The 15934-nt window shown below is 76.1% G+C and carries 8 protein-coding genes and 1 pseudogene; 5 read left to right on the top strand and 4 right to left on the bottom strand.

All coding sequences use genetic code 11. The features are described 5' to 3' along the window. Window positions 1–261: 261 nt before the first annotated feature. Complete coding sequence (locus ABT247_RS23125) at window positions 262–1839, bottom strand: TROVE domain-containing protein (protein WP_350745098.1); 1578 nt, start codon at window positions 1837–1839, stop codon at window positions 262–264. A 561-nt stretch (window positions 1840–2400) separates the two neighbouring features. Further along, complete coding sequence (locus ABT247_RS23120; RefSeq protein WP_350745095.1) at window positions 2401–3828, bottom strand: NsdA family TPR-like regulatory protein; 1428 nt, start codon at window positions 3826–3828, stop codon at window positions 2401–2403. A 709-nt stretch (window positions 3829–4537) separates the two neighbouring features. On the opposite strand from ABT247_RS23120, the gene ABT247_RS23115 reads away from it, so the two are divergent. From ABT247_RS23115 to ABT247_RS23105, 3 genes are all read left to right on the top strand, one after another. Further along, window positions 4538–6703 (top strand): asparagine synthase-related protein, encoded by a 2166-nt coding sequence (locus tag ABT247_RS23115; RefSeq protein ID WP_350745092.1) that lies wholly within the window; start codon window positions 4538–4540, stop codon window positions 6701–6703. A gap of 324 nt (window positions 6704–7027) precedes the next feature. Further along, a complete protein-coding gene (locus tag ABT247_RS23110; RefSeq protein WP_350745090.1) occupies window positions 7028–7549 on the top strand; it encodes a universal stress protein in 522 nt (173 codons plus the stop codon). 96 nt (window positions 7550–7645) lie between these two features. Beyond that, complete coding sequence (locus ABT247_RS23105; RefSeq protein ID WP_350745087.1) at window positions 7646–8350, top strand: DsbA family oxidoreductase; 705 nt, start codon at window positions 7646–7648, stop codon at window positions 8348–8350. Window positions 8351–8537: 187 nt separating this feature from the next. Here the strand turns inward: ABT247_RS23105 and ABT247_RS23100 are convergent, their stop codons facing one another. Together ABT247_RS23100 and ABT247_RS23095 are read right to left on the bottom strand one after the other, a co-directional pair. Further along, window positions 8538–10784, bottom strand: a complete 2247-nt coding sequence (locus ABT247_RS23100) for a sigma-70 family RNA polymerase sigma factor (RefSeq protein WP_350745084.1) — start codon at window positions 10782–10784, stop codon at window positions 8538–8540. A 379-nt stretch (window positions 10785–11163) separates the two neighbouring features. Then, the gene (locus ABT247_RS23095; protein ID WP_350745081.1) at window positions 11164–12033 is read right to left on the bottom strand and encodes a TetR/AcrR family transcriptional regulator; all 870 of its coding nucleotides are present in this window, start codon (window positions 12031–12033) and stop codon (window positions 11164–11166) included. A 540-nt stretch (window positions 12034–12573) separates the two neighbouring features. On the opposite strand from ABT247_RS23095, the gene ABT247_RS23090 reads away from it, so the two are divergent. Together ABT247_RS23090 and ABT247_RS23085 are read left to right on the top strand one after the other, a co-directional pair. Beyond that, window positions 12574–13959, top strand: a complete 1386-nt coding sequence (locus tag ABT247_RS23090; protein ID WP_392896058.1) for an NAD(P)/FAD-dependent oxidoreductase — start codon at window positions 12574–12576, stop codon at window positions 13957–13959. A 224-nt stretch (window positions 13960–14183) separates the two neighbouring features. Continuing rightward, window positions 14184–15479: pseudogene (locus tag ABT247_RS23085) on the top strand (SpoIIE family protein phosphatase); the annotation flags it as partial. Window positions 15480–15934: the final 455 nt, after the last annotated feature.

Genomic DNA, 15934 nt, shown 5'->3' with positions numbered 1-15934 from the left:
GCCCCGGTACGGCGGAACCACCCCCCGGTGGCTCCGCCCCTTCCGGCGGCGGGCCGCCGGGTCGAGGCGCCGGGCCCCCCGACCTGGCGCCTCCGTCCCCCCTCGTGGCGCAGCCGTGATGCGGCGGATGCGGCGCCGGTCCCCCCGGCCCGCGCCGCGCCTCCCCCGGCGTCGCATCTCCCTGGCGCCGCATCGCCCCCGGCGTCGCCAAGGGCTGCCGCACCGGTCCCCCGACCCGGTGCGGCAGCCGCCGCCTCCCGGCTACGCCTCCCAGGGCCACCCGGCGTTCGTCCCGGCCTCCAGCAGCGGGATCAGCCGGAAGGCCGCGTCGCTGAGGCCGCCGAAGGTGTGCCGGTTGGCGCCGCCGCTGGGGCCGTGGCCCTGGGCGTAGCCCACCAGGTTCCAGGTGTAGACGGGCACGTGGGCCGGCACGGCGGCGAGCGGATCGCTGCCCCGGTAGCCGGAACCGGTCTGCTCGTCGGTGACGATGACGACGCGGTCGTGGCCCCGGTAGTGGGTGCGGACGGCCTCGGCGGTGTTGGTGCCGCCCAGGCTGCTGAAACGATCCAGCACCCGCAGCACCGCCTCGCCCCGGCCGACCTCGATCACCCGGCTGGTGGTGCCGAACTCGACCAGGTCCGCCTCGGCCGCCCGGACCTTCAGTGCGGTGCCGAAGATCGCCGCCGAGTCGGCCCGGTTGAGCTCGGTCTGCGCGCCGGGCCGGTCGAACATCGAGCCGGAGCGGTCGACCAGGACCAGCGTCCGGCCGGGCAGCTCGGGCACGTTGGCGAGCGAGTGGGCGAGCGCCGTCTCCAGCGCGTGCCCCCACCGCAGCGAGGGGGCGTGCCGGTAGGCGGCCAGGTACCGGAACGGGAACTGGCGCGAGCGCCGCACCTCGCCCCGGTCGGAGATCCGCCGGGCCACCCCGGCCGCGACCTCGTCCGAGACCCCGGCCTTGTCGAAGTTGCGCAGGTTCCGCACCAGCGCCATCGGCCCCATCGGCGGGATGACCGCCTCCCAGGCCGCGGCGTCCAGCGGCCCCTGGAGCCAGCCGGCCAGCGCCTCCCAGGTCAGCCCGGCGGCGGCCAGCCGTTCGGCACCGCCCTCGGCGGTCACGGCCGCCCGGCGCTCCTCCACCGGCAGCGCCAGCAGCTCGCGGTTGGCGGTCAGCAGCGGCAGGGCCGCGGGCGGAACGGCCTCCTCGGGCCGGTGCCGGCGGTCCAGCGCGTAGCCGAACAGCGCGCCCTGCCAGGGCTTGTCCGGGTCGGGCGCCGGGTGGGTCAACTCCAGGACGTCGCCGAAGCGGTAGCCCTTGGTCGCGGTGTCGTACTTGAGCAGGGAACGCGCGTCGTACAGCCGCCGCACCGCGTCCGCGACCCCGCGCTTGAGCGGCTTCGGCAGTGCCCGGCCGTAGCGCGAGGTCCAGTACGCGAGCAGCTCGCCGGGCTCGTCGGCGCGCCGCAGCACGGCGTCGACGGCCTGCCGGGAGTGGCCGTGGGCGCCCGCGTCCAGCCGGGCCCGGGTGAACTCGGCGGCGCCGACCAGCGCGGCGGTGCGCATCTGCGCCCCGTACCGCAGCCAGCGCAGCAGCCCGAGGGTCCACTCCGGCTCGGCGACGGCGAGTTCGCGCACCAGCGCGGTGTAGCGGTCGTCGCGGTCACCGCCGCGCTCGTAGAAGGTGTCCCGGCCGACCATGTTGGCGACCGCCAGCAGGAAGAGTTCGGACTTGCGGTCCCGGGCGTGGCCGACACCGCCCTGGTGGGTGCGGCCGCGCTGCCCGGTCGTGCTCACCGGTGAGCTCGGACCGGCCTTGGCCCTGCGGAGATTGAACCTGGACATGCGGCAGCCCCCCTCGGCCTGCTGACGGTGTGGACGGGAGGGAGGCATGCGGCCGTGGGGGTGCCCGAGATCGTGCCGGCCGTGGGACGGCCGACGTCGGCGGAGGTGTATGCCTTGTGCTCTACCGGACTGAGCTAGCGGCCGCGCTCGCGCACGGCCGCCCGGGAATCGAACCCGGGACCGCAAGATCCGAAGTAACCCCCGCCTGCGCACCGGGCACTCCGGAGCACAATGCCTCCCGAGATCAAGTCGGCGGCGGTGTTTCGCGGGCTCGAACCGCAACGCCGGAATACCGGCGTCCACCAGAAGTAACCGCTGCCGTCGCACCGGGAGGTGCGGAATTCCTATTCACGTGTGGGTGTCCGGAGTTCGAGGTCGGCTGAGGTGACGATGCTGCTCTGCCGACTGAGCTACACCGGTACGGAATACCGGTGGCGGGACTCGAACCCGCGACCTGCCCATGAGGAGTGGAAGTAACCTCTGCCTGCGCACCCGGACGAGAGAGACCATAGTCAGGCCCCTCCCGCCGGTGCACCTGAATTACCGGCGGGCGCGCGCCGCTCACGCCGGAGCGACGATCACCGCCCGCGCCCGCTCCGTCAATTCCCGTACCCGTCGTTCACCCTGGAACGGCTCCAGCCGGCGCAGCATCTCCACCACGTACTCCCGGCTGCGCTGCGAGGAGATCCGGCCGGCCACCTCGACGGCGCGCTCGCCGGCGGCCACCGCGGCGTCCAGGTTGCCCGCCTCCGCCTCGGCCATCGCCGAGACCACCAGCCGCAGCCCGTGCGAGCGGACGAAGCCCTCGGTGGGCTTGGCCAGCGCCTCGCGGGTGAACTGCCGGACCTTGGAGGGCACTCCGAGGTCGCGGAAGCACTCGGCCGCGTCGGCGGCGAGGCGGTCGTAGGCGTAGAAGTCGATCCACGCCGGATCGGGATCCCCGGCGCGCGCTCGCTCGAGCGCGCTCTCCGCCGCGCCGAGCGCCGTCGCACACGCCGCCGCATTGCGCGCCTTCGCCTGGGCCCGTGCCTCCACCAGGTGGAAGAAGCTCATGGTCCGGGCGGTGGCCAGGCCCCGGTTGCGCTCCAGCGCGGCCTGGGCGAGGTCCACGGCCTCCTCGGCGAAGCCCCGGTAGCCGGCCTGGAGGCTCATCGAGGCGAGCACGTACCCGCCGAGCGGCACGTCCGCGGCGGCCCGGGCGAGTCGCAGGGCCTGGATGTAGTAGCGCTGCGCGGCTTCGTGCTGCCCGGTGTCGAAGGCCATCCACCCCGCCAGCCTGGTCAGTTCGGCCGTCGCGCCGAACAGCGCCCGGCCGACCGCGTCGCTGTACGAGGCGAGCAGCAGCGGTGCCGCCTCGACCCGCAGGCACTCCGGCACCATCGACGAACGCCAGTCGCCGCCGCCGTACTTGGAGTCCCAGCGGCGGGCCTCCTGGGCGGCCTCGCGGAGCTTCGCGGCGTCCGACTGGCCGACCCGGTAGGAGGAGCTCTCGCTCGGCGAACGCGGCGCCTCGCGCGCCACCGAGCCGTCCGCCGGGTTGATCAGCCAGCGGGAGACCGGCGTCGCGTACGCGGCGACCGAGAAGGTGCCGGCCAGGCTGTCGCTCCAGCGGCCCCCGCCGGGCCCCCGGCGCAGGTCGAGGTCGACCCGGAACAGGTCGGTGGCGGACCGGACGGCGTCGGCGACGTCGCGCGGGAAGGCCAGGCCGAGTTCGGGCGCCGGGTCGGTGTCGCCGAGGCCGATCTCCTCCAACGGGACGGGGCGGCCGAGCTTGCCGCCGATCGCGGTGGCGATCAGGTGCGGGACGGGCCCCTGGGGGACCATGCCCTTGCTGACCCAGCGGGCCACCGAGGTCTTGTCGTAGCGCAGCGTCAACCCGCGTTGCGCACCGAGGTCGTTGACCCGGCGGGCGAGTCCGGCGTTGCTGATCTGGGCGAGGGTCAGGAGCGTGCCGAGCCGTTCGTTCGGTCCACGTGGGCTGACGGTCATGGTGGCGGCGGCACCTCCTGCGGCCTTGTGCGCGGGGCCCGGGCGGCACCGGGCCGTAGCTGCTGTACCTAGAGTAGTCGGACGCGTTCCGACGGTTAAGAGGCCGCATTCCGGATGGCGGGATCGCGCACCCGGCCGCACCGCGCCGGGCCGGTGCGGGAGTTGGCCCGGACCACCCGGAGCGGATCGGGCGCGTCACGCGCCGGAGCGTCGTGCTCCGGTCCCGTGTTCACGTGCGCCCGGGCGTGCCCCCTGGCCCGACCGGCTGCTCGGCGATTCGCTGGTGGTCGTGGGTCGGCCCGCCGTCGAGGACCCGGCGGGCCGGGGGATACCGCCGCTTCCATCCCCGCGGGCGGCGGCTGAGTCCGGGAGGGCATGCGGATGCCCTCCCGGGCTGGGCGACGCCTTTCGGCCATCTCGCGATGCCCATGTCAAGGCGTCTTCCGGGGCGGTCCGGGCCGGGGAGGGGGAGGCCCGGCCCGCCCGGCCCGCGCTGCCGGACGGCGCGTTCGCGCCGCGCGCCGAAACAGAAGCGGAACCACCGACACCGGCCCCTGCGCTGCCCGGTGGTGGCACGATGTCTCCAGACGGCGCGCCGGTCCCGAGGGCACGCCCGGACGCGCGTGCCGGACGCCCCGGCACCCACCCGGCCGCCCGCCCGGCGCCGGACGCGCCGTGCGAGTGCAGGTCCTCGTCCGGTGGAGGCGCGATGCGGTGGCTGACGGGCTGGAGCACGGGCGCGCCCGGAGCGGGCGCGCCGGCGTACGAGGCCCTCGCCACGGTGGCACCCATCGCCGCGCGCCCCCTGTGGACCGGCCCCAACCCGCTCTGGGCCGTGGGCGACTGGCGACCCGAGGAGATCCGCCTGGTCACCCTGCGCCCCGGCGCCCCCGCCGTGGTCAGCACCGGTCCCACCGCCCCCGACCCCGGTGAGGACACCCCCGCCACCAGCCGGCTCGCCGTCCTCGGCCACTGCGGCGCCACCGACGCCGAACTCGCCGCCGGCCTCGCCGCCGCCCGCGGCGGCGCCGTCCGCCACCTGACCGGGTGGCCCGGCAGCTACACCGTGGTGCTCCGGGCCGGCACCCGCTCCACCCTGCTGCTCACCGACCTCGCCGGCGCCCAGCCCGTCTTCCACACCCCCTGGGCCGGCGGCACCGCGTACGCCACCGCCGCCCTGCCGCTCGCCGACCTGGTCGGCGCCCCGCTGGACACCGGCCACCTCGCCGCCCGGCTCGCCTGCCCGGAGTCGCCCGAGGCACTCGGCACCGGCACACCGTACCTGGGCGTCCAGCGGGTACCGCCCGGCCACGTGCTGGCCATCCGCGGCGGCCGCCCGTACGCCGACGCGTACGACGAACCGCCCGGCGCCGAACAACCGCGCGACGAGGCGCCGGCGATCCGCGAACTCACCCGCGCGCTGCTGGAGTCCGTCCGCTCCCGGGTCCGCACCACCGCCCCGGCCGCCGACCCCGCCGGGCGCGCCCGGCTCGGCGTCGACCTCTCGTACGGCACCGCCTCCGCCACCGTGGCCCTGCTCGCCGCCGCCGTACCGCTGCCGCCGGTACCACCGGTGTCCTCCGCGGCCGCCGTCCGGGCGCCGGCCGCCGGGGCCGGGAACACCGCCGCCAGCGCCGCCAGGAACGGCGCCGTGAAGGGCTCCTGGGTCCGCGTCGCCGCCCAGGAGCCTTCCGCCCCCGAGCAGTTGGCCGCCGTCACGCTCGGCGAGACCGACCCGCCGACCACCCTCGCGCTCGCTCCCGACACCCCCCGGCTGCGGCACACCGTGCTCGACCCGGGCCCCGACACCCTCCCGTACGCCGGACTGCGCGCCGATCCGCAGTCCGGCCGGCTCACCGACGAACCCGGCCCCGAACTGGTCACCGCCGCCCGCGCCGAGGCCCGCTTCGAGGCCGGCGGCACCGACCACCTCACCGGCTACGGCGCCCGCCAGGTGCTCGACGGCCACCCGGCCCGGCTCGCCGACCTGATCCGGGCCGGCCGGCCCCGCGAACTCCTCCCGCCGGTCGCCGCGCTGGCCGGTGCCGACCGGGCCGCCGCGGGCGTCCTGGCCGGAGCGCTGCGCACCCCGCTCACCGTGGTCCGGGCCGCCCACCGGCTCTCCCGGATCCGCTACGCCGAGGCGCTGGACGAGGCGGCCGCCAAACTGACCGCCCGGCACGTTCCGGACGGCGGCGGCACCGCGGGCGACCGCTCCGCCGTCGACCTCGCCTGGTGCGTCCCCGGCCCGGCCGCCCGCTGGCTGTCCGACGAGGCGCTCTCCGCCGTGGCCATGAGGCTCCGCCTGGCGGCGCGCAAACCGGCGCCCGCGGAACACCCGGGCGCGCACCGCGCCCGACACGCCCTCTACCGGCAGGCACGCTCCTACCGCACGCTGGTGCACGCCGCCGAACGGCCCGGCCAGCGACTGCACGCGCCCTTCCTGGACAACCAGGTGGTCCGCGCCGCCCGGCTGCTCCCCGACGACGTGCGCCTCCAACCCGGCGCCCGGCACGCCCTCCTGCACGCCGTCCTCACCGGGGCCGGCCGCACCGACCTGCCCCCCGACTGGGGCCGCGGCCCCCGCCCCGACCGCACCGCCCCCACCCGGGCCGGCCTGCGCCTCGCCGCCGACGGCCTCGCCGAACTCTTCGACGCCCCGCTCCTCGCCGAAGCCGGCCTGATCGACCTGCCCGCCGTCCGCGCCGGACTCGCCCGCTCCGCCGACCCCGCCACCCGGCTCTCCCCGGCAGCCCTGGCCGGCCTCGCCGACCTGGTCTCCACCGAACTCTGGCTCCGCCGCCTCCGCGCCCGCCGGCACGGCGCCTGCTGGACCGGCCTCCCGCACCCCCGGCGTCCGGCGCTCACCTCCTGAGTCCCCGCCCCCGCCGGCGCGCCGCCCCCGCCGGGGGCTCCTCGCCGAGACCTCCCTCGGCATCCACCGAACGGTCCGTCCTGCCGGGCGCCCGTCGTCCGCCCCACCGCGTCCGCCTTCGACCCCCGCCGCCCGCCGCGCGGCCGATCCTGCTTGCGTCCACCCAGGCGCCCGTCCTCCCGGGCGCCCGTTTCCCCGCCGCCCGCCGCGCGGCCGGCCTCGCTGCGCCGTCCGCCCCCGCCGCCCGGCGCGGCTGGCTCCCGGGGTCGCACGGGGCGGGTGATGATGGCGGGACTGTCGAGTCCAGGGCGAGGGGAGTGCGTGGTGGCCGGTGTGAGCCCGGGGCAGGACGTTCCCGTGGTGCTGTCGGTGCTCGGGCGTCCGCCGACGGGGCGTCCGCCCGGGGTGCTGGCGGCGTGCGACGGGTCCGACGGCTCGCTGTGGGCGCTGGACCGGGCGATGACCGAGGCGGAGTCGTTCGGGTTGCCGCTGTACGTGCTGGCCGTGGTCAACCCGGCGCCGGCCGGATACCCGCCGGGGATGGCCGAGCTGGTGCAGGAGAGCGTGGAGACGCTGGTCGAGAGCATGGCGGACGGGCTGCGCCGGGCGGTGGGCACCGTGCTGCGGCAGCGGGCGCGGCCGTTCGCGGGGGAGATGTCGCTGCACGTGGTGCTGGGCAATGTGATCGAGGTGCTGCTGGAGGCGTCGACCCGGCAGCACACACTGGTGATCGGCACCCGCGGCAACGGCGGCTTCGCCCGGCTGCTGCTGGGCTCGGTGAGTTCGGCGGCGGTGCACCACGCGGCCTGCCCGGTGCTGGTGGTTCCGGCGCCCCCGGAGGCCTGACCAGCGAAAAGGGTTCCGGTGCCGGGAATGCACCGAGATGGTTCATCGTTCACCCATCTCGTACATTCCTCCCGAGACGCCCCTGGAGCCCCCGCCGTGAAGGTCGAGATCTGGTCCGACATCGCCTGTCCCTGGTGCTACATCGGTAAGCGCCGCTTCGAGCAGGCCCTGGCGGACTTCCCGGGCAAGGAGGACGTCGAGGTCGTCTACCGCCCGTACCAGCTGGTCCCGGACGCGCCCGCGACGGCGAGCCCGCACCGCGCCTGGCTGGCCGAGCGGTACGGCCCGCAGTCGGTGGCGATGGACGCGCGGGTGGCCGAGCTGGGCCTCGCCGAGGGCATCACGTACGACTTCGACGCGGCCCTGCACGCCAACACCTTCCTGGGCCACCGCCTGCTGCACCTCGCCGAGACCGAGTACGGCGCCGAGGCGCAGGGGCGGCTCAAGGAGGCCCTGCTGAAGGCGCACTTCAGCGACGGCGTGGACGTCGGCGACCGTGCCGCGCTGACCGACGTCGCGGTCGCGGCGGGCCTGGACCGCGAGCGGGTGGCCGCCTACCTGGCGGGTGACGAGGGCTCCGCCGAGGTGCGGGCCCAGTTGGCCGAGGCCCGTGAGCTGGGGATCACGGCCGTGCCGACCTTCGTGTTCGAGGGCAAGTGGGCGGTCCAGGGCGGCCAGGAGGCCGAAACCTTCCGCAAGGTGCTGGAGCAGGTCGCCGCCGAGATCGGCGAGCGCCGCCCCGCACCGGTGCAGGTCGCCCCGGCGGGCGAGGCCTGCGCGGACGGCGCCTGCGCGATCTGAGCCCGTCCGGCCCGGGCCTTCCACGGCCCGGGCCTCCGCAGCCGGGGTCTCCATGGTCCGGGCCTCCGCGGCCGGGGCCTGCGACGGCCCGGCCACGTCCGGTCAGGCCGGCCCCACCCGGTCCGGGCCCGGTGCCGCCCAGGGCGGCCGCCCGGCGCCGCCCCGCCGAGGCCCGCGCGGGGAGCCGTCAGGAGCACCGGAAGCGGGCCTCGGCCCAGTCCGCGACGTTGAGCGCGGACCAGACGCCGTGCACCGGTGTGACCACCAGCTTGATCGACTTCCGACCGGCCAGCGGCACGTGCACCGGGACGGCGTCGTCCCCGGCGGCGAGCGTGCGGGAGGTCCACAGGGTGCGGCCGTCCTCGCCCTGGACGGAGAACACCACCCCGCCGGGGGTGGGCGTGGCGTCGTCCACGCCGGCGACCGCGTCGAAGGACGTGCAGCTGCGGTTGAGGTCGATCAGCGTGGTGGCCGGCGCGTGCACGGTGATGACGTGCGGCAGGTACTCGCCGCCGATCCACGCGCCGTCGCGCTGCCAGAACCCGTTGCTGCCCGTGCGCCGGATGCTCGGCCCCTCCGGCGGGGTCCGGTGCTTGCCCGGCTTGGCCACGGGCAGGGAGTCGCCCCAGAAGTCGGAGGGGGCGGGCGGCGAGGGCGGCGTGATCGTCGGGGTCGGCACGGTCGGCGGCGTCGGCGTCGGGACGACCGGCACCGCCGGGGTGGGCACCGGCGGCAGGGTGGGCGTCGGGATGACCGGCGCCGGAACGCTCGGTGCGGGGGCCGGTGTGCGGGTGGGCGGGGGCGGCGTGCTCTTCGCAGCCGGGGTGGCCACCGGGGCCCGGCTCGGCCGGGGCGACGGCGCCGGCTTCGGGACGGCGCTGGGGCTGGGGCTCGGCGCCGGCGGCTCAGGTGCCGGGGCGGCGCTGCTGGGCGCCGGGGTCGGGGTGGGGGTCTGCGCCACGGGCTGCGCCGGTGCGGGCGCGGCCGGCGCGGAGGTGACCGGGGGAGCGGCCGCCGGGGGCTCGGGCTCGGACGAGCCGGTCAGCGCGTACGCGGCGACGGCGGCCGCGGCCACCGCCACGGCGGCGGCGATCCCGGCCTTGGCGGCGCTGCCCAGGCCCTCGCCGGCGATCGCACCTGCTGCGCTCCCGCCGGACGCCCCGGACGCCCCGGACGCACCCGAGGCCCCTGCGGCGCCTGCGGCGCCCGCGGCACCTCCGGAGGACCCGGCGGAGGCCGCTGCCGTGCCGGCCGCCGTCGCCCCGCCGATCGCGGCCGCACCGCCCACGGCGGCCGCGGCGGCGCTGAACCCGCCGACCCCGACCCAGACCAGCACTCCGCCGGGCAGCAGGGCGCGCAGGCCGGTGTTGATCTCGGTCAGTTCCAGACAGGCCGCCGTGCAGCGGTCGCACTCCCTGAGGTGCCGACCGACCTCCGCCGAGGCCCGTTTGCGCAGCGAGCCGCGCGCGTACGCCCCGAGCCGGTTGGCGTACGCCTCGCAGGCGCTGTCCTGGCTGCCGGAGACGTGGGCCTGGAGGAAGCCGGCGGCCAGCCGGTCGCGGGCGCGGTGGGCCTGGACGGCGGTGGCGTTGGCGGTCTTGCCGAGCATCACCGCGACGGTCTTCGGCGACTCCCGCTCGACCTCGGTGTGCCAGAGCACCACCCGGTCGTCCTCGGGCAGTTCGGCGTAGGCCTGCATGACCATGCGCTGGTCGGCCAGCGCCATCGCCCAGGCGTCGGCGCCGGGGTCGGCCAGGTCGAAGTCGACCACGGCGGCCGAGCTCTGGGCGAAGACGCTGAAGTCGTCGACGAGTTGCTCGCGCCGCTCGCTGCGGGTCCACGCGGCGGCGACGTTGCGCACGGCGGTCAGCAGGTAGGCGCGGACGGCGAACTCCGGTCCCTTGCCCGCCTTGAGCGCCTGGAGGGTGCGGGCGAAGACCTCGCCCGCGAGGTCCTCGGCGGTGAAGCTGTCCCGGCAGCAGGTGCGCGCGTAGCGGCGCACCGAGTCGACGTGCCGGCGGTAGATCTCCTCGTACGCGGTGTCGTCGCCGGCCCGGGCCCGGGCGGTCAACTCGGCGTCGGAGGGCGGGCGGTCTCCGTCCACCGGGTCGGCGGGGGCGGGCACGGTCGGCCGGGTCGAACGGGCCGGGCGGGCGTCGCCGACGAAGGCCTCGGGGGCGACGCCGCCCCGGCCGGCCGGGGCCTGGCCCGGTACCCGTCCGGTCGGCAGGGCGGCGGCCGAGGCGGACTGCGACTCGCGCCCAGGCAGGCCGGCCTGGTCGGGGACGTATCCGGCGCCCGAACCCGCCGCGGAGCCGGGCCCCTGGCCGACGCCCGCCCCACCGGAGCCCGCGGCGGAGCCGTCGGCGGTGCTACCGGAGCGCCCTCCGAAGTCGAGGCCGTACCCGTAGTCGTTCTGTTCCTCGGCGCTCACAACGGACCCCAGATTCCACGACAGCCCCCGAAGTGTGGCAGGGCGCGCGGGAGTGCGTGGGCGCACGGTTCACCGGCGTACGGCGCCGACGGCGCGCGAAGGGCGCGCATCGGGACATTGGCTCCAACCACGGGCAAAGGATGGCATAGCGCAGGGAGGGGCGGTAGCCGGACCGGCCGGTACCCACTCTTCCGAGGGGCCGTCGCGGATGTGTTCGTCCACCGCGTGGAGACGGGTCGCTCGACGCCCGCATCCGGCGCGCGCGCCCGGGCGCGCGCCGGTCCCTCGCCCAACTCGCTTGCCGGCCGGGCACGTCGACCGCACCCGGCCGACGAGGCGACCGCGGCCCCGCCCGTCGGAGCCGGCCCGCGGAGGGCGTTCAGCGAGCCCGCAGCCCGTCCAGCAGGATCTGCAGCAGCCGGTCCGACGGCCCGGCGGCAGGTTGACCGTCCGTCTGCGGAACGACTGCCGTGAAGCCGGCCGGCGTCGGCGCGGAGACCGAGGGGCGCACCGCGTGCACCGGCACCGACGCCGTCAGCACCAGCACCACGTCCGACACCGTGACGCCGGGGCGCAGTTCACCCGCCGCACCGGCCCGCGCCACCAGCGCGGCCAGCAACTGCAGCAGCAGCCGGGGATCGGCGTCCGCCGCCGAGGGCTCGGCCGCCGCACCGGACCGCGCCTCCTCGCCGCGCAGGTCGAAGCGGACCGACGCCGGCGGTTCCGGCGCCCGCTGCTCGGGCACCCGCCCCAGCTCCTCCGCGTACCGGAAGGCCTCCGGCGGCAGCAGCCGCCCGGCGCCGGTGCTCACCGCCCTGGCCAGGTACCCGGCCAGGGCCTCCCAGGCGCCGTCGCCGCCGTACAGCGACTCCCGCGCCTGCGCCGTCAGCCAGGCCACCTCCTCGGCGGCGATCCGCTGGACCAGCACCTCCTTGCTGGGGAAGCGCCGGTAGACCGTGCCGACCCCGACCCCGGCCCGGCGCGCGACCTCCTCCATGGGAGCGCCGTAGCCGAACTCGCCGAACACCTCCCGGGCCGCCCGCAGCACGCTCTCCAGGTTCCGCCGGGCGTCCACCCGCAGCCGGGCCCCCGGCATCGGCGCCGCGGCCGACGCCGGATCCGCCCGGTACGGGACGGCCGCGTAGGACATCCCGCCCGGGGGCAGGTCCAGCGGACCGCGCTGCTCCGGCACCGTGCCCTGCCCGGCGTGCGGTGCGCCCGCCCGGCCCAACACCTGCTCCTGTTCCATCATCCCAACTCTCCCCCGCAGGCGTCCGAACCCGGACCCTGTCGTCGCCCGCCCCTGCACCCCCCGGTGCAGCTCAGCCCGTCAGAAATGACCCGATGAACCATCGTCAGTGCCGCCCGTCCCGTTCCGGTGACCACGGTCGTGCCGCCGGGCCGCCCTCACGTCCGGCTCGGCGCGTCGGCACCGACCGGGGCCCTGTCCGGGGACTACCCTTCCCCGGATGACCGTCCCCCAGTCGGGTTCTCATGCCAACGCTGGAACTGGCCGTGATGGCCGCTCCACGGTGCGTCGCCGCCGATTGTCATGGCGGTGGCCGCTCCGGTACACAATCCGACCATAGTTCACGCCTGTTCGCGGCCGAAAGTGCGTCAGAAATTCGTCCAGCAAGCACAACTGGGCACGCCCGCCCCTCCAGTCGCAAGCCGCCCCGTACGGACTGTGGACAAGACCACCCCGGCCGGTCCTTCATAGGGGGGCGTGACGGGGGACACCCCCGGCCGCGGGGCCGGGGCGGAACGTCACATCGGCAGGAGGTGCACCATCAGGATCCTGATCGTCGGCGGAGGCTGCGCCGGGACGGCCACCGCCCTCCACCTCCAGCGCGGCCTGCGCGAACGGCTGCGGAGCGGCGAGGTCGAGATCACCGTCGTCGAGCCCCAGGCCTACTTCACCTACCACCCGCTGCTGGCCGAGGTCGCCGCCGGCTCCATCGACCCCCGGCACGTGGTCGTCCCGCTGCGCCGGGCGCTCCCGGACTGCCGGGTGGTCACCGCCCGGGTCACCAGGATCGAACACGCCGCCCGCCGCGCCCTGGCCGACGCCGCCGGCCCCGGCGGATCCCCCACCCCGGTCGAACTCCCGTACGACGTCCTGGTGGTGGCCCCGGGATCGGTCTCCCGGACGGCCCCGATCCCCGGCCTCGCCGAACACGGCCTCGGCTTCTCCACCGTCGGCGACGCGGTCGGCCTGCGCAACCACGTGCTGGAGCAGCTCGACCTGGCCTCCGCCACCCGCGATCCCGCCCTGCGCCAGTCCGCCCTCACCTTCCTCTTCGTCGGCGCCGGCTACGCGGGCGTCGGCGCGCTCGCCGAACTGGAGGACATGGCCCGCACGGCCGTGCGGGACTACCACAACGTCCGCGCCGAGGACCTGCGCTGGGTGCTGGTCGAGGCGACGGACCGGATCCTCGCCGAGGAGTCGCCCGAACTCGCCGAGCACACCCTCGGCCAGCTGCGCGAACGCGGCGTCGACGTGCGGCTGCGCACCACCCTGGAGTCCGCCGACGGGCAGGTCGCCGTGCTCTCCGACGGCAGCCGCTTCGGCGCCCGCACCCTGGTCTGGACGGCGGGCGTGCGGCCCTCCCCCCTGCTGCGCGACACCGACCTGCCGCTGGACACCCTCGGGCGGATCCGCTGCCTGCCCACCCTCCAGGCCGTCGGAGCGGACGGCCGGGCCCTGCCCGGCGTCTGGGCCGCCGGCGACTGCGCCGCCGTACCCGACCCCGACGCGGGCGGTGCGCCCTGCGCGCCCAACGCCCAGCACGCCTTCGCCCAGGCCGAACTGCTCGCCCGCAACATCGCGGTGGCCCTGGACGGCGGACCGCATGCGCCCGGCCTCGCCGCGTACCGCCCCGGCCCGGCCGCCTGCTCGACCTCGCTGGGGCCGGGCCGGGCCGTCGCCCACACCCGGCGCGGCGGCCGGCTCACCGGGCGGCGGGCCTGGTGGCTGCACCGGGCCCGGCACCTGCGGCGGCTGCCGAGCGCCGAGCGGCGGGTGCGGGTCCTGATGGACTGGGTGCTGGGCGGGGTCTTCTCCCGCGAGGTGGTCTCGCTGGGCGCGATGGAGCACCCGCGTTCGGCCTTCGAGGGCGGGTTCGACACCGGCCGCAGCAAGCCACCCGACACGGCGCCGGACGCGCCACGGTGAACCGCCGCCCGACGAAGGAGCCACCTCCGCGGAGCGAGGCCGCCGCCCCGAGGAGACAGGCCGCCGCCGCCCCGCGACGACGGATCCGACGGCCACGCCGGGCGGGCGACTTCCGGAACCGGCCCTCCGCCTGACAGGATCAGCCCGAACTGGTCATTACCCCGTGTGCTGTCGTGCACACAAAAAGTGATGATATGCCTGGAAAACGAGGAAGCGGCCGTCGTTTGAACCTCATGCGCTGGAGCGCCCGGCTCACCGGAGTCCCCTGGCGTGCCGCCCCACCCACCGGGGCCGGCACCGACGAGGGCACGCCCTCCACCGACGGCGTCGTCGTGCCCAGCCCCCGCGATCCGACCAGCCCCGCCACCGCAGCCGAACTCCTCGACCCCCACAAACCCCAGAACCTGCGCGAGGTCCTCAACCGGATCCCCGCGCCGGTCGCCGTCACCTACGGTCCGCTCCACCAGCTCGGCTACGCCAACCGCGCCTACCGGGAGCTCTTCGGCGACCGCCCCACCGGCCGGCCCGCCGCCGAGGCCCTCCCCGAACTCGCCACCATGGGCGTCCTGCCCCTGATGGACCAGGTCATCCGCGGCGGCCGCCCCCGCAGCGTCAAGGCCCGCTGCATCCTCGGCCTCACCGGCAACCGCTACTACAACGTCTCCTGCGTCCCGCTCGGCCCCGGCGACGGCGGCGACACCCCCACCGAGCGCCCGACGGCCGGAGTCCTGATCTTCGCCGCCGAGGTCACCGACCAGGTCCTCGCCGCCGCCCGGCTGCGCGAAGCCGAACGCCGCCAGCGCGAGGCCGCGGTCACCCTCCAGCGCAGCCTGCTCCCCCAGAAGCTCGACCAGCCGGCGGACCTGCGGGTCGCCGCCACCTACCAACCCGGCGGAGCCGAGGCGGCCGTCGGCGGCGACTGGTACGACGTCATCGCCATCGACGGCAGCCGGACCGCCCTCGTCATCGGCGACGTCATGGGCCGGGGCCTGCGCGCCGCCGCCGTGATGGGCCAGCTGCGCACCGCCGTGCGTGCGTACGCCCGGCTCGACCTGCCCCCGCACGAGGTGATGCGCCTGCTCGACGGCCTCGCGATGGAGATCGACGCCAACCAGATCGCCACCTGCACCTACGCCGTCTGGGACCCGCACCACCGCAGCCTCTCCTACGCCTCGGCCGGCCACCTCCCGATGCTGCTGCGCTGCCCGGACGGCACGATCCTGCGCAGTGAGGAGCAGAACGGCCCTCCGCTCGGCACCGGCGGCGGCCTCCACGTCTCCCACACCCTGCGCCTGCTGCCCGGCACGACCGGCGTCCTCTACACGGACGGCCTGGTCGAGCGCCGGGACGAGGACATCGACCAGGGCCTGGACCTGCTGGCCCGCACCCTCGCCGGCGCGATCGGCGCCCCCGACGTGGTCTGCTCCCGCCTGCTCCGTGCGATGGGAGTGACCTCGGAGCACGACGACGACGTCGCCGTCCTGGCCTTCCACCTGCCGTCCGAGGAGGGCGCCGAGAATCCGGTTGCGGCGCTTGACTCGGCCCTCCCAGAGGTCTAGTGTTCTTCGAGCTGCCTGGCAGGGAGCACCGGACACGCATCGGCGCGGACGGTCCCGGGGTAGCCAATCCTCTGAAACACACTTCCGGTTCGTGCCGGTCGTTTCGCTTTGCGCGGTGCGGCTCGGTGCTTATTCGGCGTGCTCGTTTTATCGGATTGCGGTCGATTCGCTTTTCGGAGCGGGGATCGGCTAGAGTTTGAAACGTCGGACGGGGCGTCAAACCCCGGAAGACACCAGCGAGTTGGATGAGGGAAGCGCCGGAAACGGAGCGGAAAACATCTGATAAGCTGGAGACACGAAAGAACGAAGCGCCCGGAGGGCCCGCTGGAAGGCGGCCTGAAGGAAGTGTCCGTTCCTTGAGAACTCAACAGCGTGCCAAAAGTCAACGCCAGATATGTTGACATCCCCGGCCTCGA

The sequence above is a fragment of the Kitasatospora sp. NPDC001539 genome (assembly GCF_040298565.1).
In the GTDB taxonomy this organism is placed as follows: Bacteria; Actinomycetota; Actinomycetes; order Streptomycetales; family Streptomycetaceae; genus Kitasatospora.
The sequence above is the reverse complement of the archived record's forward strand: the minus strand, read 5'-3'. Positions and strand labels throughout refer to the sequence as shown.